The sequence below is a fragment of the Streptomyces sp. NPDC047117 genome, assembly GCF_040643545.1.
GTDB lineage: Bacteria > Actinomycetota > Actinomycetes > Streptomycetales > Streptomycetaceae > Streptomyces.
In genome coordinates this window covers 416,225-436,274 of record NZ_JBEYUN010000004.1, presented here as the reverse complement: position 1 = coordinate 436,274, position 20,050 = coordinate 416,225, and the positions used below count along the sequence as shown (strand labels likewise).

The 20,050-nt window shown below is 72.1% G+C and carries 15 protein-coding genes; 3 read left to right on the top strand and 12 right to left on the bottom strand.

The genetic code is table 11. The features are described from left to right. The first annotated feature begins 1 nt into the window (after nucleotide 1). Nucleotides 2-598 carry a flavin reductase gene (locus tag ABZ840_RS10495; protein ID WP_361556398.1) on the top strand — a complete coding sequence of 199 codons (597 nt, stop codon included), beginning with the start codon at nucleotides 2-4 and terminating at the stop codon, nucleotides 596-598. 164 nt (nucleotides 599-762) lie between these two features. On the opposite strand, the gene ABZ840_RS10490 is transcribed toward ABZ840_RS10495, so the two are convergent. The 5 genes from ABZ840_RS10490 to ABZ840_RS10470 all read right to left on the bottom strand — a co-directional run bounded on the left by ABZ840_RS10490 (nucleotide 763) and on the right by ABZ840_RS10470 (nucleotide 9,185). After that, nucleotides 763-2,682, bottom strand: coding sequence for an acyl-CoA dehydrogenase family protein (locus ABZ840_RS10490; protein WP_361556395.1), 1,920 nt, complete (start codon nucleotides 2,680-2,682; stop codon nucleotides 763-765). Between the two features lie 195 nt (nucleotides 2,683-2,877). Further along, a complete protein-coding gene (gene rpmF, locus ABZ840_RS10485; RefSeq protein ID WP_361556392.1) occupies nucleotides 2,878-3,051 on the bottom strand; it encodes a 50S ribosomal protein L32 in 174 nt (57 codons plus the stop codon). A gap of 171 nt (nucleotides 3,052-3,222) precedes the next feature. Next, nucleotides 3,223-4,683: an aldehyde dehydrogenase family protein gene (locus ABZ840_RS10480; RefSeq protein WP_361556389.1), complete on the bottom strand. Its 1,461-nt coding sequence runs from the start codon at nucleotides 4,681-4,683 to the stop codon at nucleotides 3,223-3,225. A gap of 231 nt (nucleotides 4,684-4,914) precedes the next feature. Next, complete coding sequence (locus ABZ840_RS10475) at nucleotides 4,915-6,546, bottom strand: PucR family transcriptional regulator (RefSeq protein ID WP_361556386.1); 1,632 nt, start codon at nucleotides 6,544-6,546, stop codon at nucleotides 4,915-4,917. 176 nt (nucleotides 6,547-6,722) lie between these two features. Beyond that, nucleotides 6,723-9,185, bottom strand: coding sequence for an ATP/GTP-binding protein (locus ABZ840_RS10470; RefSeq protein ID WP_361556383.1), 2,463 nt, complete (start codon nucleotides 9,183-9,185; stop codon nucleotides 6,723-6,725). 255 nt (nucleotides 9,186-9,440) lie between these two features. Here ABZ840_RS10470 and gabT point away from each other — a divergent pair, with 255 nt between their 5' ends. Both gabT and ABZ840_RS10460 read left to right on the top strand, forming a co-directional pair. After that, the gene (gabT, locus tag ABZ840_RS10465; protein WP_361556380.1) at nucleotides 9,441-10,790 is read left to right on the top strand and encodes a 4-aminobutyrate--2-oxoglutarate transaminase; all 1,350 of its coding nucleotides are present in this window, start codon (nucleotides 9,441-9,443) and stop codon (nucleotides 10,788-10,790) included. A 537-nt stretch (nucleotides 10,791-11,327) separates the two neighbouring features. Beyond that, nucleotides 11,328-11,873 (top strand): phosphatase PAP2 family protein, encoded by a 546-nt coding sequence (locus ABZ840_RS10460; RefSeq protein ID WP_361556377.1) that lies wholly within the window; start codon nucleotides 11,328-11,330, stop codon nucleotides 11,871-11,873. Nucleotides 11,874-11,971: 98 nt separating this feature from the next. On the opposite strand, the gene ABZ840_RS10455 is transcribed toward ABZ840_RS10460, so the two are convergent. From ABZ840_RS10455 to ABZ840_RS10425, 7 genes are all read right to left on the bottom strand, one after another. Then, nucleotides 11,972-12,424: a hypothetical protein gene (locus tag ABZ840_RS10455; protein ID WP_361556374.1), complete on the bottom strand. Its 453-nt coding sequence runs from the start codon at nucleotides 12,422-12,424 to the stop codon at nucleotides 11,972-11,974. A gap of 188 nt (nucleotides 12,425-12,612) precedes the next feature. Further along, nucleotides 12,613-14,043, bottom strand: a complete 1,431-nt coding sequence (locus ABZ840_RS10450) for an FAD-dependent oxidoreductase (protein WP_361556618.1) — start codon at nucleotides 14,041-14,043, stop codon at nucleotides 12,613-12,615. Nucleotides 14,044-14,063: 20 nt separating this feature from the next. Continuing rightward, entirely contained in the window at nucleotides 14,064-14,849 is a 786-nt protein-coding gene (locus ABZ840_RS10445; RefSeq protein WP_361556371.1) for an ABC transporter permease, read from the bottom strand. Then, nucleotides 14,849-15,775 (bottom strand): ABC transporter permease, encoded by a 927-nt coding sequence (locus tag ABZ840_RS10440; RefSeq protein WP_361556368.1) that lies wholly within the window; start codon nucleotides 15,773-15,775, stop codon nucleotides 14,849-14,851. The genes ABZ840_RS10445 and ABZ840_RS10440 overlap by 1 nt, the downstream gene beginning before the upstream one ends. After that, nucleotides 15,772-16,938 (bottom strand): ABC transporter ATP-binding protein, encoded by a 1,167-nt coding sequence (locus tag ABZ840_RS10435; protein ID WP_361556365.1) that lies wholly within the window; start codon nucleotides 16,936-16,938, stop codon nucleotides 15,772-15,774. Before ABZ840_RS10435 ends, ABZ840_RS10440 begins: the two co-directional genes overlap by 4 nt. A 56-nt stretch (nucleotides 16,939-16,994) precedes the next feature. Next, nucleotides 16,995-18,242: a spermidine/putrescine ABC transporter substrate-binding protein gene (locus ABZ840_RS10430; RefSeq protein ID WP_361556362.1), complete on the bottom strand. Its 1,248-nt coding sequence runs from the start codon at nucleotides 18,240-18,242 to the stop codon at nucleotides 16,995-16,997. Nucleotides 18,243-18,314: 72 nt separating this feature from the next. Further along, entirely contained in the window at nucleotides 18,315-19,832 is a 1,518-nt protein-coding gene (locus ABZ840_RS10425) for a gamma-aminobutyraldehyde dehydrogenase (protein WP_361556359.1), read from the bottom strand. Nucleotides 19,833-20,050: the final 218 nt, after the last annotated feature.

The following is a 20,050-nucleotide window of genomic DNA, read 5'->3' as shown; positions in this document are numbered from 1 at the left end:
GATGGACACCGCATACGGGAAGCGCACGGAGACCGCCCACGGGAAGCGGCGGGCGCACGAGGTGACACACGAGGGGAACGATGTGAAGGGGGCCCCGGCCATGACCACCGAAGGACCGGCCGCCGCGGATTTCCGCGAGGCGATGGCCCGGCTGCCGGCCGCGGTCTCCGTGCTCACCACGGACGGCCCGGCCGGGCGCTGCGGCCTCACCGTCAGCGCCGTCTGCTCGGTCACCGACTCCCCGCCGACCCTCCTGGTCTGCATCAACCGGCGCAGCGCCCAGCACGAGGTGTTCCGTACCAACGGGCGGCTGTGCCTGAACGTGCTGGACGGCGGCCACGAGGAGCTCGCCCGGCACTTCTCCGGCGCCACCGGGACCACGATGGCCGAGCGCTTCGCCTGGGACCTGTGGGAGGCGGCCGAGCCGGTGCCGGTGCTGCGGGACGCCGTGGTCGCGGCCGTCGGCACGATCCGTGAGGTCACCCCGATGGGCTCGCACAGCGTGCTCTTCATGGGGATCGAGCGGCTGCGCATCCGGCAGGACGGCACGGGTCTGGCCTGGTTCGGCCGCCGCTTCCACCGGCTGCGGGCCGCCTGAGGCCGCCGCCCCTGCCCCGCCCAGTACGGGCCTGTCCCCTGCCCGGACCCAGTACGGGCCGGTCCCCTGCTCGCGAGGACCGGCCCGTCCCCCGTCCCGTCACCGGCGGATCCGCCCGTCACCGGATCCGCCGGTGCACGTCCACCGGAAGGTGTCGTGCGCGCCTACCTGATCGGCCGGTGCACGTTCTCCCGCTGCGCGGGCCCCGGCGTCGCGTCGGCGATCCACGGACCGTCGCCGCTGGGGTCGATGACGCCCTCCTCCAGCCAGGCGTACGTACCGGTCAGCACCCCGGCCACGACCTTGCGGTCCAGGTCGTCGGTGTTGGTCCACAGCCTGGCGAACAGCTCCTCGACCCGGATCCTGGCCTGCCGGCAGAACACCTCCGCCAGCTGGTGCGCCTCGCGGCCGTGCTCACCGGCGGCCTTCAGGTGCTCGGCCCGTACGCACGCGGCGCTCATCGCGAACAGCTCGGCGCCGATGTCCACGATCCGGCCGAGGAAGCCCTGCTTGGTCTCCATCCGGCCCTGCCAGCGCGACATCGCGTAGAACGTGGAGCGCGCGAGCTTGCGGGAGTTCCGCTCGACGAACCGCAGGTGCGTCGCCAGCTCGCCGAACTCCGCGTACGTACCGGGCACCTGGCCCGGCCCGGCGACCAGCTTGGGCAGCCAGCGGGCGTAGAAGCCGCCGGCCCGTGCCGCGGCCTTCCCCTTGTCCTGGAGGGACTTGTCGGGGTCGATGAGGTCACCGGCGACGGAGAGGTGGGCGTCCACCGCCTCGCGGGCGATGAGCAGGTGCATGATCTCCGTCGAGCCCTCGAAGATCCGGTTGATGCGCATGTCGCGCAGCACCTGTTCGGCGGGGACCGCCCGTTCGCCGCGCGCGGCGAGCGACTCCGCGGTCTCGAAGCCGCGGCCGCCGCGGATCTGCACCAGTTCGTCCGCCATCAGCCAGCCCATCTCCGAGCCGTAGAGCTTGGCGAGGGCCGCTTCGATGCGGATGTCGTTGCGGTCCTCGTCGGCCATCTGGGAGGAGAGGTCGACGACGGCCTCCAGCGCGAAGGTGGTGGCCGCGATGAAGGAGATCTTCCCGCCGACCGCCTCGTGATTGGCGACCGGCCTGCCCCACTGCTCGCGCACCCCGGACCACTCGCGGGCGATCTTCAGGCACCACTTGCCGACGCCGACGCACATCGCGGGCAGCGACAGCCGACCCGTGTTGAGCGTGGTCAGCGCGATCTTCAGGCCCGCGCCCTCCGGCCCGATGCGGTTCGCTGCCGGCACCCGTACCTGGTGGAAGCGGGTGACGCCGTTCTCTATGCCGCGCAGGCCCATGAAGGCGTTGCGGTTCTCCACGGTGATGCCGTCCGAGCCCGCCTCGACGACGAAGGCGGTGATGCCGCCCTTGTGCCCCTCGGACTTCGGTACGCGTGCCATCACGACGAGCAGGTCGGCGACGACCCCGTTGGTCGTCCACAGCTTGACGCCGTCGAGTACGTAGTCGTCCCCATCCGGTACGGCCATGGTGGCCAGCCGGGCCGGGTCCGAACCTACGTCCGGTTCGGTGAGCAGGAACGCGGAGATGTCCGTACGGGCCAGCCGCGGCAGGAACTGGTCCCGCTGCTCCTGTGTGCCGAACAGCTTCAGCGGCTGCGGTACGCCGATCGACTGGTGCGCGGAGAGCAGCGCGCCGATCGCGGGGCTGGCGGAACCCACCAGCGCAAGCGCCTTGTTGTAGTACACCTGGGTGAGCCCCAGGCCACCGTACTTGGTGTCGATCTTCATGCCGAGCGCGCCGATCTCCTTGAGCCCGTTGATGGTCTCGTCGGGGATCTGCGCCTCGCGTTCGATGCGCGCACCGTCGATCTTCGTCTCGCAGAAGTCGCGGAGCTTGGCGAGGAACTCCTCACCACGCTGGACCGCTTCCGCGGCAGGGGTGGGGTGGGGGTGGATCAGATCGAGTTGAAAGCGCCCCAGGAACAGCTCCTTGGCGAAGCTGGGCTTCCGCCAGTCCTGTTCGCGGGCCGCCTCGGCGACCTGCCGGGCTTCGCGCTCGGAGACGTTGCGGGTGGATGGAGCCGTCATGAGGAGGGTCACCTCACCGCGGAGTCGGTGGTCCGTACCGGTCCGCCGGGATCGGCTACCGGTCAGTGGCCTGCCCGGGCTGGCTACCGGTCAGTGCTACTTGTGAGTCTGTACCCGATCCGCACGACTTGCACCAGTCCTCGCGCACACGGACGCGGAGCCGTGACCCCGGGCCCGCCGTCCGGCCCTCCGCCGTCAGGCCCGCGGAGGATCGATCAGCCCGCGCTGGTACGCCTTCACCAGACGGCGCGGCACGGTGTACTGGCTGCCGTCGATGGTGATCGGCACCAGATCGGGCATGCCGGCCTTCCAGTTGGAACGGCGGTGCCGGGTGTTGGCGCGGGACATCTTCCGCTTCGGGACGGCCATGACTGCCTCCTGTGACGAGGGGTGCGGTACGACCGCCAGCCTACATGAAAATGATTCCCATATTTACGGCAGGAGGGCGCCGCCTGCATGCGGGCAAACCGGAGGGCCGGGGCGCGCCCGATACGCGCCCCGGCCCCTGCTGTCCAGTGTCCGGCTCTGTTGCCGGAAGCGTCAGAGTTCCAGCCCGGTCATCACCATCACTCGCTCGTAGGTGTAGTCCTCCATCGCGTAGCGGACGCCCTCGCGGCCCACACCGGACTGCTTGGCGCCGCCGTACGGCATCTGGTCGGCGCGGTACGACGGCACGTCGCCGATGATCACGCCGCCGACCTCCAGCACCTTGTGGGCGCGGAAGGCGGTCTGCAGGTCGTGCGTGAACACGCCCGCCTGGAGGCCGTACTTGGAGCTGTTGACGGCGGCGAAGGCCGCCTCCTCGCCGTCCACCTTCTGGACGGACAGGACCGGTCCGAAGACCTCCTCGCACGCCAGCGTGGTGCCCTCGGGCAGGTCGGCGAGCACGGTCGGCGCGTACGTGGCGCCCTCGCGCTTGCCGCCGGCCAGCAGCTGCGCGCCGGCCTGCACGGCCTCGTCCACCCAGGACTCCACGCGCTCGGCGGCGGCCTCGCTGACCAGCGGGCCGACCTCGGTCGCGGGGTCCGTCGGGTCGCCGGTGACCTGCGCCTCGACGCGCTCGACGATCTTCGGCAGCAGCCGGTCGTACACGCTCGCGTCGGCGATCACGCGCTGCACGGAGATGCAGGACTGGCCGCCCTGGTAGTTGGAGAAGGTCGCGATGCGCTGCGCGGCCCAGTCCAGGTCCGCGTCGGAGGCGTAGTCGGCGAGGATCACGGCCGCGCCGTTGCCGCCCAGCTCCAGGGTGCAGTGCTTGCGCGGCACCGAGTCCATGATCGCGTAACCGACCGTCTCGGAACCGGTGAAGGAGATCACCGGCAGCCGCTCGTCCTGGACCAGCGCGGGCATCCGGTCGTTCGGCACCGGGAGGATGCTCCACGAACCGGCCGGCAGCTCGGTCTCGGCGAGCAGCTCGCCGAGGATCAGGCCGGAGAGCGGGGTGGCCGGGGCGGGCTTGAGGATGATCGGGACGCCGGCGGCGATCGCCGGGGCGACCTTGTGGGCGCTCAGGTTGAGCGGGAAGTTGAAGGGCGCGATGCCGAGCACGGTGCCCTTGGGCACCCGGCGGATCAGCGCGAGACGGCCCGCGCCGCCGCCGTCGGTGTCCAGGCGCATGGCCTCGCCGGCGTTGAAGCGGCGGGCCTCCTCGGCGGCGAACCGGAAGACCGACACGGCGCGGCCGACCTCGCCGCGCGCCCACTTGATCGGCTTGCCGTTCTCCGCGGAGATCAGCTGCGCGATCTCCTCCGTACGCTCCACCAGGCGCTTGGTGACGTGGTCCAGCGCGGCGGCGCGCACGTGCGCGGGGGTGGCGGCGAGCTCGGCCTGCACCGCGACGGACGCGGCCACGGCCTCCTCGACCTGCTCCTCGGTGGGCACGCTCACGGTGCCGACGGTGCGGCCGTCCCAGGGCGAGGTGACCTCGAAGGTCTCCGCGCCGGTCGCCTCTCGGCCGGCGAGCCAGAAAGCCGTGGTGGCTGCGTCATTACGGATCGGCACAGTGGTTACCGGCCCTTCTCGGTGGCGGGGTGAGTGGCGCGCCGCCCGGTACGCGCGGCGGTTCCCGCCACGCCCGGCCTCGGTCGCCCTTCCGGACGGGATCCACGGTAGGTGCGCACTCCCGGACCGGTGTTTGTCCGGGACGTACTACTCCACGGGCCGGGTCCTACGGATTGGCGAGTGCGGGCGGGACCTGCGCGCCTCCGGGGCTCCGTCCGGTGAGGTCCCTGGTCAGGCTTCCGGGGAGAAGGTGGTCGCCTTCAGGGCCAGCCACAGTTCCATGCGGACGTCCGGGTCGTCCAGGGAGCGCCCGAGGATCTCCTCGACGCGGCGCATCCGGTAGCGCAGCGTGTGCCGGTGGACGCCCAGGTCGGCGGCGGCCGCGTCCCACTGGCCGTGCCGGGACAGCCAGGCGCGCAGCGAGGCGACGAGATCGCCACGGCCGGTCGCGTCGTGGTCGTGCAGCGCGCGCAGCATGCCGTCGGCGAAGGCGCGTACGGCGTCGTCGGCGAGGAGCGGCAGGACGGAACCGGCCGCCACGTCCTCGTGCTCGACCAGCGCCCGGCCGCGCCGCCCGGCCACCGACATCGCCTGCTCGGCCTGCCGGTGGGCGGCCGCCGCCGCGGCGGGACCGGCGGGCGCGGAGAGGCCGGCGGCCAGGCCCGGAGTGCCGCGGAGGGCGCCGGACGTGCTCTTGGGGGCGTTCGCGCCTGCGCGGGCCTCCAGCGCCGCGGCGTGTGCCGCGCACGCCTCGGCCGCCGCGCCGCCGTCCGCCACGAGCACCGTCAGCCGCGAGCCGTCCGGGACCGCGAGCACCGCCTCGCCGCTGCGGGCCGCCGCCGACTCCATCGCATCGGCCAGCGCGTCCAGCGTCGCCGTCGCCTCGGCCGCGGGCCGCTCCTCGCCGCCGCTCCCGGGCACCGGCTCGGCCACCAGCACCCGGAACGGCGCGTCCAGCAGCCCGCCGTACAGCCGCCCGGCCACGCCGCGCGCATGGTCCGGCTCGCCGGCCAGCAGCATCCGCAGCACCGCGGCGCCGAGGCGCTGCTCGGCCTCCTGCAGCGCGCGGGACCGCTCGGTGGTCAGGGTCAGCAGGGCGACGGCCGAATGCATGGCGTACCGCTCCGCCGTGCCCAGCGGGGCGCCCGTGCCGACCGCGAGGACACCGCGTGCCCGGCGGCCCGTGCCCAGCGACTGCAGCTCCACCCGGTCCTCGCCCTCGGCGTCCGGGACCACCGAACTCGCGGGGGCCGGGCGTTCGCGCAGCTTGCCGATGGCCTCGGTGAACCGGGCGGCGCGGCGGGCCGCCCAGTCGGGAGCCGCGGCGACCACCGCGCCGGAGGCGTCGTAGAGCGCTGCCCAGCCCTTCAGGTGCGCGGCGAGGCGGGCGAGCAGCTCCGCCGGGCCCTCGGCGGACAGCGCCGCGCGGGTCAGCTCCCGCTGCGCCTCGAACCCCTCGGTCACCGCGCGGTACTGGTCGGCGGCCACGGACGCCGAGACCGCCTTGCTGATCGCGACGAACGGCGTCCGGCGGGGCACCGCGAGCAGCGGGAAGTCCTCCTCGCGGGCCGCGGTGAGCAGCGCCTCCGGCACGTCCTCGTAGTTCACCCCGACCGCGAAGCCCAGGCCCACCACGCCGGCGCCGGCGATCCGCCGTACGTACCGCCGGGCGACCTCCGGGTCCTCCGCGTCCAGCTTGAGGGCGGTGATCAGGAGCAGCTCGCCGCCCTCCATGTACGGGACGGGGTCGATCAGCTCGCTCACGTGCGCCCAGCGGACGGGGGTGTCCAGCCGGTCCTCGCCCGCGAGCACGGTCAGCTTGAGCGCGGAGTGGTGGGCGAGGGAGGCGAGGGTGTGAGGCATGGGACCTTCGATGCGCGTGCGGCGGGAGCCGGGAGTTTTCTCCGTCCCGTATGAACGACCACCTCCGATTCTGCCTCAACGGAGGAATACCGGCGCCCGCATCCGCGGCCCGGGAGGCGGGCGGAAGCCCGGGAGGCCGCGGATGCGGGCAAGGGCGCCAGCGGCTTGCCGCCGGCTCACCCCCGCAGGTCGACCAGTACCGGCGGGGCCGTCTCCCCCGTCACGGACGTCACCGACAGCACCGCATGCCCGGCCGGTACGGCATTGGCCAGGTCGGACGCCGACCACCGCTCCCGCTCCACGGTCCGTACCGTCACGGCCTTCGCCGTCACGTCCTTCCCCGTCACCAGCCGCCTGATCGAGTGCATCAGCTTGGTGAACGGCTCGTCGGAGACGATCTGCCGGTCGGTGACGTCCCGCGTCTCCACCCACGCCTTGCCCCACACCTCGGCGAAGCGTGCACCGTCCCACGTCGTCACGCCCGCGAACGCCATCCGGCAGCCGACCGTGCCCAGCAGCGCCCCGCGCAGCTGCTCCGGCACGTCGTCCAGCGCCCGCAGCGTCAGCACGACCCCCGCGTTCGCCGAGCGCAGCCGCTGCAGCCCCCGCAGCGCCTCCTGCGTGACGACGTGCGAGGCGTCGTCGAGCACGAGACACGCGAACACCGACCGGTCGGCCCGCGCCACCGCGCACTCCGTGAACTGCGCCAGCACCAGCCGCGCCAGGATCCGCGACGCGTCGGCGTGCCCGCGCTCCGGCAGGTCGATCCGTACCCGCAGCGGGCGGTCCAGCGCCCGCAGCGACACCTGGCGCGTCTGCCCGGTCGGGTCGAAGAAGCCGGCGAACGCGGGCCGGTCCAGCAGCGCGATCCGGTCCGCGAGCAGCGCCCCGGCGTCCCCGGCCCGCGCCGCCTGCCGCTCCCGCGCGTCCAGCTCGCGCAGCGCGCCCTGCTCCCCCGCCGTCTCCAGCACGGTCCGCAGCGCGGTCATCGCCTCCGGCGCCCCGTCCAGCAGCTCCCGCAGCTCGGCCACCCCGGGGAACCGCCCGTGCGCCGTCCGGAACGGCCCGAGCAACTGCCCCAGCACCGTCGCCGCCCGCCGGCTCTCACCCCCCGGCGCCCCCGCCACCACATCCCCCACCAACGCCTCCGCCAACACGGCAGCCGCCTCGTCCGGATCACTCGTACCGCCGTAGAGGTCGAGGTCGCAGGGGGATTCGCGGTGCCCGACGCGGACGACGGCGTCGAACGCGTCGTCCCCCGCCGGCCCGGCCCCGGCCGCGCCGACCGAGACCACCGCGGCCCGGCCGGCGAGCGCCTGCAGGCACAGCGTCTCCAGCACGGGGCGCACCAGCCGGGTCGTCTTCCCCGCGCCGGGCGGCCCGACCGCCAGCAGCGAGGTGCCCAGCAGCCCGGGGTCGAGCGCCGCGCCGGTGCCGCGCCGGTCGTAGGGGTTGCGGTGGTCGTCGGACGCCGTACCGAGGCGGACCTGGCCCGTGAGCAGGTCGTGCCGTGCGGTGCGCAGCGGCAGATCGCGCGCGCCGGAGGGGTGGCCGCAGGCGGCGGAGCCGTGCCGCTGGACGTTCTCGACGAAGGCGGGGAAGCGGCTCGTCTGCACCCGTACGGACTGCCAGGCGCGGGTGATCCGCGCATGATCCACGTCGTTCATCAGCCCGGCCCGCGCCTCCCGGGCCAGCCGCTCCGCCGCCTCACCGGCCCCCGCGGCCCGCAGCTCCGCCCATTCGGCCTGGTCGACCTGGAGGACGGGCGCGTCGGCCTCGGCCGTGGCGGTGGACTCGCCGCCGCGGCGCCAGCCCGGCGGGGCGTAGCGGCGCCACACCTCGGGCCAGCACCCGAACGGGCCGAGGACGGCCAGCACGATCACGAGGTCGATGAGCGAGTAGCTCGTGCGGTAGTAGAAGAACGACGCCATGTCGCCCGAGGCGGGGGTCAGGTTCGTCAGTTGGAGCATGAGGAGCGACGAGTCGCGCGATTCGTCCGTGCACCACTCCCACAGCAGCCAGGCGGCGGCCAGCGCCACCACGGCGCGGAGGAGCAGCGCGCCGCTGGGGAGGGCACCCGGGTCCTTCGGGGCCAGCCACCCCGGCAGCCGCTTCCACACCCGGCGGCCCACGGGGGCGAGGAGCCGCCGGAAGAGCGCCGGCCACCGGCCCACGCGGCCGAAGAGGGCGACGATCACCCCGAGGATCAGCGCCATGTAGACGAAGGACGAGACGACGCCCGCGTTACCCTCCCGCCAGGAGTCGGGCAGCATCACTTCCAGCGGCCACTTCCAGTAGGGGCCGAGATAGTCGTTCATCAGCAGCGACCACAGCAGCCACGCGCACAGGAACGAGATGACGGCCCCGGCGATGAGCTGCGGAACCGCGATCTCGTGCGGCTCCTCCTTCGGCCTGACCCGGTGTTCGAAGGACCAGATGCCCGGGCCCGCCAGGACACGGGGGGCGCGGAGCCAGGCCATGAAGGGCGACTCCGGCGCGCCGGGCGCCGTGGTGGGCTTCGGCGGTACCGGCACCGCTCCGGCCGGCCCCCCGGCCTGCGGGCCCGGATGTCCCCCCGCCGGTCGTGGGATTCCGGCCGAGTGGGTGTTGCGTGCGTCGTGCGTGCCCTCGGTGTCCATCCGGTGTCCCTGTTCCCCCTAGTCAGCGGTGGCGGTGCGGTGGGCGGTGTGCCGCGGATCAATCTACTGGCCGTACGCCGTCGGCATACCCGGCCCGCGCTATGTCCGGTGCGGACAACGCGACCCCCGTACTTCTCCCGAACGGTGCATGCCCCGGCCACCGGACCGCCCCTAGCCTGCGAACGCAAGCCTTAGTACGTCACGTAGTACGCCGCCTCTGGGCGTCCGCGTCCTCGTTCCCTCCAGGAGACTCCCATGACCGAACTGACCGGAGGCCCCGCCCTCCCCCAGGAGCGCCGCGTCGTCACCGCGATCCCCGGCCCCAAGTCGCAGGAGCTGTGGGAGCGCAAGTCGGCCACCGTGGCGGCCGGCGTCGGTGCGGTCCTGCCCGTGTTCATCAAGCGCGCCGGCGGCGGTGTCCTGGAGGACGTGGACGGGAACTCGCTGATCGACTTCGGTTCCGGCATCGCCGTGACCTCGGTCGGCAGCAGCGCGGAGGCCGTCGTGCGGCGCGCCACCGCGCAGCTCGCGGACTTCACCCACACCTGTGCGATGGTCACGCCGTACGAGCCGTACATCGAGGTCTGTGAGCAGCTCGCCGAGCTGACCCCGGGCGACCACGAGAAGAAGTCGGCGCTGTTCAACTCCGGCGCCGAGGCCGTCGAGAACGCCGTCAAGATCGCGCGTGCGTACACGAAGCGGCAGGCCGTGGTCGTGTTCGATCACGGGTACCACGGCCGTACGAACCTGACGATGGCGCTGACGGCGAAGAACATGCCGTACAAGCACGGCTTCGGGCCGTTCGCGCCCGAGGTCTACCGGGTGCCGCTGGCCTACCCCTACCGCTGGCTGACCGGCCCGGAGAACTGCGCCCAGGAGGCCGCGGACCAGGCCATCTCGCAGATCACCAAGCAGATCGGCGCGGAGAACGTCGCGGCGATCATCATCGAGCCGGTGCTCGGCGAGGGCGGCTTCATCGAGCCGGCGAAGGGCTTCCTGCCCGCCATCTCGAAGTTCGCGAAGGACAACGGGATCGTCTTCGTCGCGGATGAGATCCAGTCCGGGTTCTGCCGGACCGGGCAGTGGTTCGCGTGTGAGGACGAGGGCATCGTCCCGGACCTGATCACGACCGCGAAGGGCATCGCCGGTGGTCTGCCGCTGGCGGCCGTGACCGGCCGCGCGGAGATGATGGACGCCGCGCACGCGGGCGGCCTGGGCGGCACCTACGGCGGCAACCCCGTCGCCTGCGCCGCCGCCGTCGGCGCGATCGAGACCATGCGCGAGCTGGACCTGAACGCCAAGGCCAAGCGCATCGAAGAGATCATGAAGTCGCGTCTGACGGCCCTGGCCGAGAAGTACGACGTCATCGGCGAGGTCCGCGGCCGCGGCGCGATGATCGCGATCGAGCTGGTGCAGTCCGGCTCGAAGGACCCGAACCCGGAGGCGACCGCGGCGCTGGCCAAGGCCTGCCACCAGGAGGGCCTGCTGATCCTCACGACCGGTACGTACGGCAACGTCATCCGCTTCCTGCCGCCGCTGGTCATCGGCGAGGACCTGCTGAACGAGGGCCTGGACATCCTGGAGTCGGCCTTCGCGGCCCTCTGATCCGCCCCGCCGCCTGGTTCAGGTGAGCGAAGAACCGAGCGCCCGTCCGCACGTCGGCACGGGCGCTCGGCGCATTCCGGATGCGGAATGCGGGCCACCGGCCCGAAGTGGCGAGACGGCGTGAAGAAGATGTGCGGGGCCGATGGCGGGTGGGTGATCCGCCTGTCGGAGGGGCACCGGTCTGCCGTACGGTTTCTGCAGATGAGAGAAACACCCCGCTCGCAGGGGACTGCGAGCGATGCCCGGTCGGCGCTTCCCCGGCTTCGACCTGGCTGTGCCCTCGCGCACACCACCGGAGCCCCGGGCTCCGGGAATCCTCACCGATCGGATGGCCGCCCGCCCCAGACCCCCCGGGGCGCGCGGTTCACCGGTCAGCACGGCCGCCCCGGAACCACCCCCCCTGTTCCGGGGCGGCCGGCCTCTCTCCCCGCGTACGCGTGCACGCTGGCCGCGCCGCTTCTCCTTTTCGCCTTCCTGACCTGGCAGGTCGCCGCCCATGGGGCGCTGCTGCGGCTGGACGCACGGCTGGACCGGGTCATGCTGGGCCGGGCCCTGCCCGCGCCGCTCGCCGAACTCCTCGCCGATCTGGGCAACATGACGGTGGCGCTGCCCGTCCTGCTGCTCGCGGCCGGCTGCGCCTGGTGGCGGGCCCGCACCGCGCCGCTCCCCCGCCGGTGGCTGCCGCCGCTCGCCGCCGTCGTCGCCATGGCCCTGGTCCCGGCGCTGGTCGGGCCGCTGCAGGCCGCCCTGGCCCGGCCGGCCCCGCCGGGCGAGCTGGCCGGCGAAACCGGGTTCTACCCCTCGGGGCACGCCGCGACCGCCGCCGTCGCGTACGGGGCGGCCGCGCTGCTCCTGCTCCCGTACGCGGCCGCCCCGTACGCCCGGCGCCTGCTGATCACCGCGGCGCTCGTCCTCGTCCTCGCCACCGGCCCGGGCCTGGTCGTCCGCGGCTACCACTGGCCCGTGGACGTCCTCGGCTCCTGGGCCCTGTCGGCGGCGCTGCTGACGGTCCTGTACGGCGTACTGCACGGCATCCGACGGCGGCACGACGCGCACGCGCAGGAAACCACGGCGGCCTCGTAGCAGGAAGCCACCCGGCCTCGTTGCAGGAAGCCGCAGCTGCTTCGTAACCCGGCGAGCGGGCGGCGGGCCCCCGTGACCCGCCGCTCGTCCGAGGGCCCTCAGGCGTCGCCCGCCACCCGCGCCGCGGCCTCGTGCAGGGCGAGTTCCAGGACGCCGGGGTCGGTGAGGGTGCCGTGGCCGTCCGGGGGGATCAGCCAGCGGGTGCCGCCGGTGGCGCGGCCCGGGTAGGGGACGACGATCCAGGTGCCGCGGCCGGCACCGCGTACGCCCGTGCCCAGCCAGCGGGCCGCCGTGCCCGGCGGGACGAAGAACCCCATGCGGCTGTCGCCGAAGTCCGCGAGCACCGGGCCCGGGCGGTCGAGACACCGGGTGAGCACGTCGAGCGCGGGATAGCCCAGGGACCCGGGGATGATCAGTACGTCCCAGGCCAGTCCGGCGGGGAGGAGCGCCACCCCGAGCGGATTGCGCTCCCATTCGAAACGGCAGGCCTCCGGGTCCGGCGCCACCGACACGAGCCATTCCACAGCGCGCTTGTCCCCCGTGGGGTCCATCTCTGCCTCCCTCACTCGCTCACCGGCCCGTCGGGGCCGCGTTCCGAGAGGGAGAGCGGGCTGCCGCCGCCTTCTTACACGGGTTGATCAAGGATCTTGGGGTGGTGTGGTGCACCACCCCGGGAAAGCGGTGCGCGGGCGCGCCTTCGAGGCACGCCCGCGCCGGGAGGAAGACAGCCGTCGAGCCGTCAGCTGTCGAAGCCCATGCCCACCTTGTCCATCGCCTTCAGCCAGAGGTTCCGCCTGCCGCCGCGCGCGTCGGCCCGGCTCATCGACCACTGGGTGATGCCGATGCCGGCCCAGCGCAGCGGCTCCGGCGGGAACGGCAGCGGCTTCGTGCGGACCATCTCCAGCTCCGTGCGCTCGGTGCGCTCGCCGGAGAGCAGGTCGAGCATGACGTCGGCGCCGAAGCGGGTGGCGCCCACGCCGAGGCCCGTGTAGCCCGCCGCGTACGCGACCCGGCCGCCGTGCGCGGTGCCGAAGAACGCCGAGAAGCGGGAGCAGGTGTCGATCGCGCCGCCCCAGGCGTGGCTGAAGCGGACGCCCTCCAGCTGCGGGAAGCACTGGAAGAAGTGGCGGGCGAGCTTCTCGTACGTCGCCGGGTGGTGGTCGTACTCGGCGCGGACGCCGCCGCCGTAGCGGTAGACGATGTCGTAGCCGCCCCACAGGATGCGGTGGTCGGCGGTGATGCGGAAGTAGTGGAAGTGGTTGTTGCTGTCGGAGAGGCCCTGGCGGTTCTTCCAGCCGAGGGCGGCGAGCTGCTCGCCGGTCAGCGGCTCGGTCATCAGGGCGTGGTCGTAGACCGGGACGACGTACGGGCGGACCCGGCGGACCAGGTGGGGGAAGGCGTTGGTGCCCAGCGCCACGTGGCGGGCGAAGATCCGCCCGTAGGGCGTGCGCACGGCCATGCCGGTGCCGTCGGTGGCCAGGTCGGTGGCGCGGGTGTGCTCGTAGATCCGTACGCCCTGGTCCAGGCAGGCCTGCTTCAGGCCCCAGGCGAGCCGCGCGGGGTTGAGCATGGCGACGCCGTCGCGGTTCCACAGGCCGGCCAGGAAGGTCGGCGAGTGGACCTCGGCGCGTACGGCGTCCCGGTCGAGGAAGTCGTACCCGCCGAGGCCGAGGCGTTCGGCATCCTCGGCGGCCTCGCGCAGTTCGGCGATCTGGTGCGGCTCGGTGGCCAGGTCGATCTCGCCGGTGCGCTCGAAGGCGCAGTCGATGCCGTACCGCTCGACGGCCTCCCCGATGGCATCGAGGTTGCGGGCACCCAGCTCTTCGAGCTTCTTCAGCTCGCCGGGCCAGCGGGCCAGGCCGTTGCCGAGGCCGTGGGTGAGCGAGGCGGCGCAGAAGCCGCCGTTGCGGCCGGAGGCGGCCCAGCCGACCTGCTGCCCCTCGACCAGGACGACATCGCGTTCCGGGTCGCGTTCCTTGGCGAGCAGCGCGGTCCACAGGCCGCTGTAGCCGCCGCCGACGACGAGCAGGTCGCACCGCTCGTCGCCGACCAGGGCCGGCAGCGCGGCGGGGCGGTCGGGGTCGTCCAGCCAGAAGGGGGTGGGGGCGGCGTCCGCGAGCGCGTGAACGGCCGGGGCGGGGGTCCGGGTGGTCTGCCCGGCGGGGTTCATGGCATCTCGTGCCATGGTTCTCAGCTCCTCTTGCGGCGTCCGGTGAGCAGTTGCCCACCCAGGACGCAGAGCACGGCGATGAGGAACATCGCTGTTCCTATGACATTGATCTGAACGGGTGTGCCCCGTTGTGCCGATCCCCAGACGAACATGGGGAACGTCACGGTCGAGCCCGCGTTGAAGTTCGTGATGATGAAGTCGTCGAACGACAGGGCGAAGGAGAGCAGCGCGCCGGCCGCGATGCCGGGCGCCGCGATCGGCAGCGTCACCTTCAGGAACGTCTGCGTCGGCGACGCGTAGAGGTCCTGTGCCGCCTGCTCCAGCCGCGGGTCCATGCTCATCACGCGTGCCTTCACCGCGGTGACGACGAAACTCAGGCAGAACATGATGTGCGCGATCAGGATCGTCCAGAAGCCGAACTGGATGCCCATGTTGAGGAAGAGCGTGGCCAGCGAGGCGGCCATGACGACCTCGGGCATCGCCATCGGCAGGAAGATCAGGGTGTTGACGGAGGACCGGGCGCGGAAGCGGTAGCGGGCCAGCGCGAAGGCGATCAGCGTGCCCAGGACGGTCGCGCCGATCGTCGCCCAGACCGCGATCTGGAGGCTGAGGCCGAGCGAGCCGCACAGGTCGGCGACGCCGCACGGATCGGTCCAGGCGTCCGTGGAGAACCGCTGCCACTCGTAGTTGAAGCGCCCGTTCGGTTTATTGAACGAGAAGACCATCACGATGACGTTGGGCAGGATCAGATAGGCCAGCGTCAGCAGGCCGGCGATCACCACCGCATTGCGTCGAAGCCAGCGCATCAGACCAGGTCCTCCGTCCCCGACTTGCGGATGTAGAGGGTGACCATCGCGAGGATGGCCGCCATGAGGATGAAGGAGAGGGCGGCGGCGGTCGGGTAGTCCAGGACGCGCAGGAACTGCGACTGGATGACGTTGCCGATCATCTTCTGGTCCGTGGAACCCAGCAGTTCGGCGTTGATGTAGTCGCCGGCCGCCGGGATGAAGGTGAGCAGCGTGCCCGCGACCACGCCCGGCATGGAGAGCGGGAAGGTCACCTTGCGGAAGGTGGTGACGGGCTTGGCGTACAGGTCGCCGGCCGCCTCGTGCAGCCGGGGATCGATCCGCTCCAGGCAGGTGTAGAGCGGCAGGATCATGAACGGCAGGAAGTTGTACGTGAGGCCGCAGACCACCGCGAGCGGCGTGGCGAGCACCCGGGTGCCCTCGGTGAGGCCGATCGCGCTGGTCACGTCCAGGATGTGCAGCGAGTTCAGGACGCTGACGACCGGGCCGCTGTCGGCGAGGATCGTCTTCCAGGCGAGCGTGCGGATCAAAAAGCTGGTGAAGAACGGCGCGATGACGAGGATCATCACGACGTTGCGCCAGCGGCCCGCCTTGAAGGCGATCAGGTAGGCGAGCGGGTAGCCGAGGACCAGGCACAGCACCGTCGCGATGGCGGCGAAGAGCACCGAGCGCAGGAACTGCGGCCAGTACTCCCCCAGCGCGTCCCAGTACGTGGCGAAGTGCCAGGTGACCTTGAAGCCCTCTTCGAGGGAGCCGGTCTGGATCGACGTGGACGCCTGGTAGACCAGCGGCGCGGCGAAGAAGACCAGCAGCCAGAGGATGCCGGGCAGCAGCAGCCAGTACGGTACGAGCCGCTTGCGCAGCGCCGGCCTGCGCACTTCGAGTTCGGGCCGCGGCTCCGGCGGCGCCTCGGTGGCGGCGCTCACGCGGCCTCCTCGTCCACGTCGGCGCCGGCGGCGATGTCCTGGTCGGCGGAGAGCCCGAAGGTGTGCGCGGGGTTCCAGTGCAGGATCACCTCGGCGCCCGGCACCAGCCGGCCGTCGCGCTCGATGTTCTGCTCGTAGACGGCCAGTTCACCGGCGCCGCCGGCGTCGATGACGTACTGCGTGGAGACGCCGATGAAGCTGGCGTCCTTGATGCGGCCCGGCAGCCGGTTGAAGCCTTCGGGTATGGCCCCCGCGTCGTCGGCGTGCGCGAGGGCGACCTTCTCGGGGCGTACGCCTGCCAGCACCTTCTCGCCCGTACGGGCACTGCCCGCGGAACATCGCGCGGCGGGCAGCCGGAGCTTGGCGTCCCCGGCGGTGAGCAGCAGGTGCCCGCCGCCCGCCTCGGCGATCTCGGCGGTGATCAGGTTGGAGGTGCCGAGGAAGTTGGCGACGAAGGTGGTGCCGGGGTTCTCGTACAGGTCGGCGGGGGCGCCCAGCTGCTCGACCCGGCCGCCGTTCATCACCGCGACCGTGTCGGCCATCGTCATGGCCTCCTCCTGGTCGTGCGTGACGTGCACGAAGGTGATGCCGACCTCGGTCTGGATGCGCTTGAGTTCGAGCTGCATCTGGCGGCGCAGCTTGAGGTCCAGCGCGCCGAGCGGCTCGTCCAGGAGGAGTACCTGCGGGTGGTTGATCAGGGCGCGGGCCACGGCCACGCGCTGCTGCTGGCCGCCGGAGAGCTGGGTCGGCTTGCGGCGCGCCATCGGCCCGAGCTGCACGAGGTCGAGCATCTCCTCGACCTGCTTCTTCACGGATCTGATGCCGCGGCGGCGCAGGCCGAAGGCGACGTTCTCGTAGATGTCCAGGTGCGGGAAGAGGGCGTAGTTCTGGAAGACGGTGTTCACCGGGCGCTTGTAGGGCGGCAGCGCGGTGACGTCCTTGCCGGCCAGCTCGACGGTGCCCGTGGTGGGCTCCTCCAGGCCCGCGATCATGCGCAGGGTGGTGGTCTTGCCGCAGCCCGAGGCGCCCAGGAGGGCGAAGAAGGAGCCGGCGGGGACGGTGAGGTCGAGCGGCTGGACGGCGGTGAAGGAACCGTAGGTCTTGCTGATCCCGGTGAGGCGGACGTCGCCGCCGCTGCTGTCGGTCGTCGCGAGATCGGTCATGTATCAATTCCCGGGGCGGTGTCGTCGGTGGACTGAGGAGGGACCGGGCCGAGTGGTCAGGCCCCGGTGAGATCGGAGAACTTCTGCGCGAACTCCTTGCTCTCCTTGCTGCTGAGCGCGCGGAAGGCGTGCGACTTGGCGGCCATTTCCTTGTCGGGCAGGATCAGCGGGTTGTCCGCCAGCTTTTTGTCGATCTTCGCGAGTTCCTCGCGCACGCCGTCGACCGGGCAGACGTAGTTGATGTACGCCGCGATGCGGGCCGCCACTTTCGGCTCGTAGAAGTAGTCGATCAGCCGCTCGGCGTTCTCCTTGTGGCGCGCCTTGTTGGGCACCATCAGGTTGTCCGTCGAGGTCATGTAGCCGGCGTCCGGGATGACGTACTCGATGTCGCTGTTGTCGTTCTGGAGCTGGACGATGTCGCCGGCCCAGGCGATACAGGCCGCCAGGTCGCCCTTGCTGAGGTCGTTGAGGTAGTCGTTGCCGGTGAAGCGGCGGATCTGCTTGGAGTCCACACCCTTCTGGAGCCGGGCGAGCGCCGCGTCGAAGTCGTCGGCGGTGCAGTCCTCGGGCCGTTTGCCCATGTCCAGCAGGGTCATGCCGACGCTGTCGCGCATCTCGGAGAGGAAGCCGACCCGGCCCTTGAGCTTCGGGTCGGACAGCAGCTGGTCGACGGAGTCGACCTTCCGGCCGCCGGTGGCCTTCTTGTTGTACGCGAGGACGGTCGGGATGCCCTGCCAGGTGTAGGAGTGCGCGCGGCCCGGGTCCCAGTCCGGGTCGCGGAACTGGTCCGAGAGGTGGGTGTACGCGTGCGGCAGGTGCGCCGGGTCCAGCGGCTGGATCCAGCCCAGTGAGATCATCCGGGCGCACATCCAGTCGGTCAGGCAGATCAGGTCGCGCCCGGTGTCCTGGCCGGCCGCGAGCTGCGCCTGCACCTTGCCGAAGAACTCGTCGTTGTCGTTGATGTCCTCGGTGTACTTGACCGTGATGCCGGTGCGCTTCGTGAACGCGTCCAGCGTCGGGTGGTGCTTCTCGTCGTCACTGACGTCGATGTACTCGGTCCAGTTGGAGAAGGCGACCCGCTTCTCCGTGCGCGAGTGGTCGTCGGACGAGCCCGCGTCCGTACGGCCCGCGGGCGGGATCCCGCAGGCCGACAGCGCGACCGGGCCGCCGAGCGCCAGCAGCCCGGCCCCGCTCGCGCGCAGCAGGGACCGCCGGGTCAGGGCCATCCGGCCATGGGTCATGCTCCGCCGCACGGCGGCCAGTTCTGCCGCGGACAGCGGCTCGGGCTGCGCGGTGTGCTCCATACGGGGTGGCCTTTCGAGTCGGCCGGTGGTCAGCCGGTGGAGTGACGAACGGTGCGGCGAGCCGGAATGCGCTCAGTCGCGGTCCCCGAAGACGGTGCGGTGCCAGTCCTTCCCGGCCACGCCCGTGATGTCGTACATGACGTGCTTGACCTGCGTGTACTCCTCGAAGGAGTACGCCGACATGTCCTTGCCGTAGCCGGAGGCCTTGTAGCCGCCGTGCGGCATCTCGCTGATGATCGGGATGTGGTCGTTGACCCACACGCAGCCGGCCTTGATCTCGCGGACGGCGCGGCCCGTGCGGTAGACGTCGCGGCTCCAGACGGAGGCGGCGAGCCCGTAGGGGGTGTCGTTGGCGAGCGCGAGGCCCTCGTCGTCGCTGTCGAAGGGCAGCACGACCAGCACCGGGCCGAAGATCTCGGACTGCACGATCTCGCTGTCCTGCGCGGCGCCCGCCACGAGGGTGGGCAGGTAGTAGGCGCCCTTGGCCAGCTCGCCCTGGGGCGCGGCGCCGCCGGTGACGACGGTGGCGTACTGCCGGGCGCGGTCGACGAAGCCGGCGACGCGGTCGCGCTGGGCGTGCGAGATGAGCGGGCCGAGGTCGGTGGCCGGGTCGAAGGGGTCGCCGAGCCGTACGGTCGCCATCAGGTCGGCGACGCCGCTGACGAACGCGTCGTACAGGGGGCGCTGCACGTAGGCGCGGGTGGCCGCGGTGCAGTCCTGGCCGGTGTTGATCAGGGCGCCGGCCACCGCGCCGTGCACGGCGGCATCCAGGTCGGCGTCGTCGAAGACCACGAAGGGGGCCTTGCCGCCCAGTTCGAGGTGGAGCCGCTTGACCGTCGACGTGGCGATCTCGGCGACCCGCTTGCCGACCGCGGTGGAGCCGGTGAAGGAGGTCATCGCGACGTCCGGGTGGCCGACGAGGTGCTCGCCCGCGTCCCGGCCCGCGCCCGAGACGATGTTGATCACGCCGTCCGGGATCCCTGCGGCCTGGGCGGCCTGCGCGTACATCACCGAGGTCAGCGGGGTGATCTCGGCGGGCTTCAGGACGATGGTGTTGCCGGCGGCGACCGCCGGGAGCACCTTCCAGCTGGCCATCTGCAGCGGGTAGTTCCACGGCGCGATGGAGCCGACGACGCCGATGGGCTCGCGGCGCACGGAGGAGGTGTGGTCGGGGCTGTACTCGCCGGCCGCCCGGCCCTCCAGGTGGCGCGCGGCGCCCGCGAAGAAGGCGGCGTTGTCCACCGAGCCGGGCACGTCGAACTCCCGGCTCAGCTTGATCGGCTTGCCGCACTGCAGCGACTCGGCGTACGCGAACTCCTCCGTCCGCTCGTCCAGGACGGCGGCGAAGCGGTGCAGCGCGTCGGAACGCTCGCCGGGGGTGGCGCCCGCCCACTCGGGGAGGGCCTGCCGGGCCGCCTCGACGGCGGCGTCGACGTCCGCCGTGCCGGCGAGCTCGTACGTGTACACCCGCTCGCCGGTCGCCGGATCGATCACGTCCTGGGTGCGTCCCGAGGTCCCCGCGCGGAGCTCTCCCGCGATGAACTGAGCCCCCTGGGCGAATCGTTCGGTGACATCGAATCGCTGATCCATGGTGCTCTCCTCCACCGGCGGCCGGGCTTTCGCGGGGCCTGCCGGGCGTAGCTCTTTCCCGAATTGATGGCCGATCTTGACAGAGCAGAGGGGGCCCAACAAGTGATTCCGTTGTTGCCTTTTGGTTACGCGACGAATTCTGCGGAATCCGTTGTCCCGACGCCCGACATGTTGTCGGTGCCCGCTGACAGAATCCCGGCATGGTGCAGGACCGGGGA

Bases quoted from the DNA above. Each gene is read 5' to 3' on its own strand.
- ABZ840_RS10495 (WP_361556398.1), top strand. From the start codon at position 2: ATGGACACCGCATACGGGAAGCGCACGGAGACCGCCCACGGGAAGCGG.
- ABZ840_RS10490 (WP_361556395.1), bottom strand. From the start codon at position 2,682: ATGACGGCTCCATCCACCCGCAACGTCTCCGAGCGCGAAGCCCGGCAG.
- rpmF (WP_361556392.1), bottom strand. From the start codon at position 3,051: ATGGCCGTCCCGAAGCGGAAGATGTCCCGCGCCAACACCCGGCACCGC.
- ABZ840_RS10475 (WP_361556386.1), bottom strand. From the start codon at position 6,546: ATGCCTCACACCCTCGCCTCCCTCGCCCACCACTCCGCGCTCAAGCTG.
- ABZ840_RS10470 (WP_361556383.1), bottom strand. From the start codon at position 9,185: ATGGACACCGAGGGCACGCACGACGCACGCAACACCCACTCGGCCGGA.
- gabT (WP_361556380.1), top strand. From the start codon at position 9,441: ATGACCGAACTGACCGGAGGCCCCGCCCTCCCCCAGGAGCGCCGCGTC.
- ABZ840_RS10460 (WP_361556377.1), top strand. From the start codon at position 11,328: ATGCTGGGCCGGGCCCTGCCCGCGCCGCTCGCCGAACTCCTCGCCGAT.
- ABZ840_RS10455 (WP_361556374.1), bottom strand. From the start codon at position 12,424: ATGGACCCCACGGGGGACAAGCGCGCTGTGGAATGGCTCGTGTCGGTG.
- ABZ840_RS10450 (WP_361556618.1), bottom strand. From the start codon at position 14,043: ATGAACCCCGCCGGGCAGACCACCCGGACCCCCGCCCCGGCCGTTCAC.
- ABZ840_RS10445 (WP_361556371.1), bottom strand. From the start codon at position 14,849: ATGCGCTGGCTTCGACGCAATGCGGTGGTGATCGCCGGCCTGCTGACG.
- ABZ840_RS10435 (WP_361556365.1), bottom strand. From the start codon at position 16,938: ATGACCGATCTCGCGACGACCGACAGCAGCGGCGGCGACGTCCGCCTC.
- ABZ840_RS10430 (WP_361556362.1), bottom strand. From the start codon at position 18,242: ATGGAGCACACCGCGCAGCCCGAGCCGCTGTCCGCGGCAGAACTGGCC.
- ABZ840_RS10425 (WP_361556359.1), bottom strand. From the start codon at position 19,832: ATGGATCAGCGATTCGATGTCACCGAACGATTCGCCCAGGGGGCTCAG.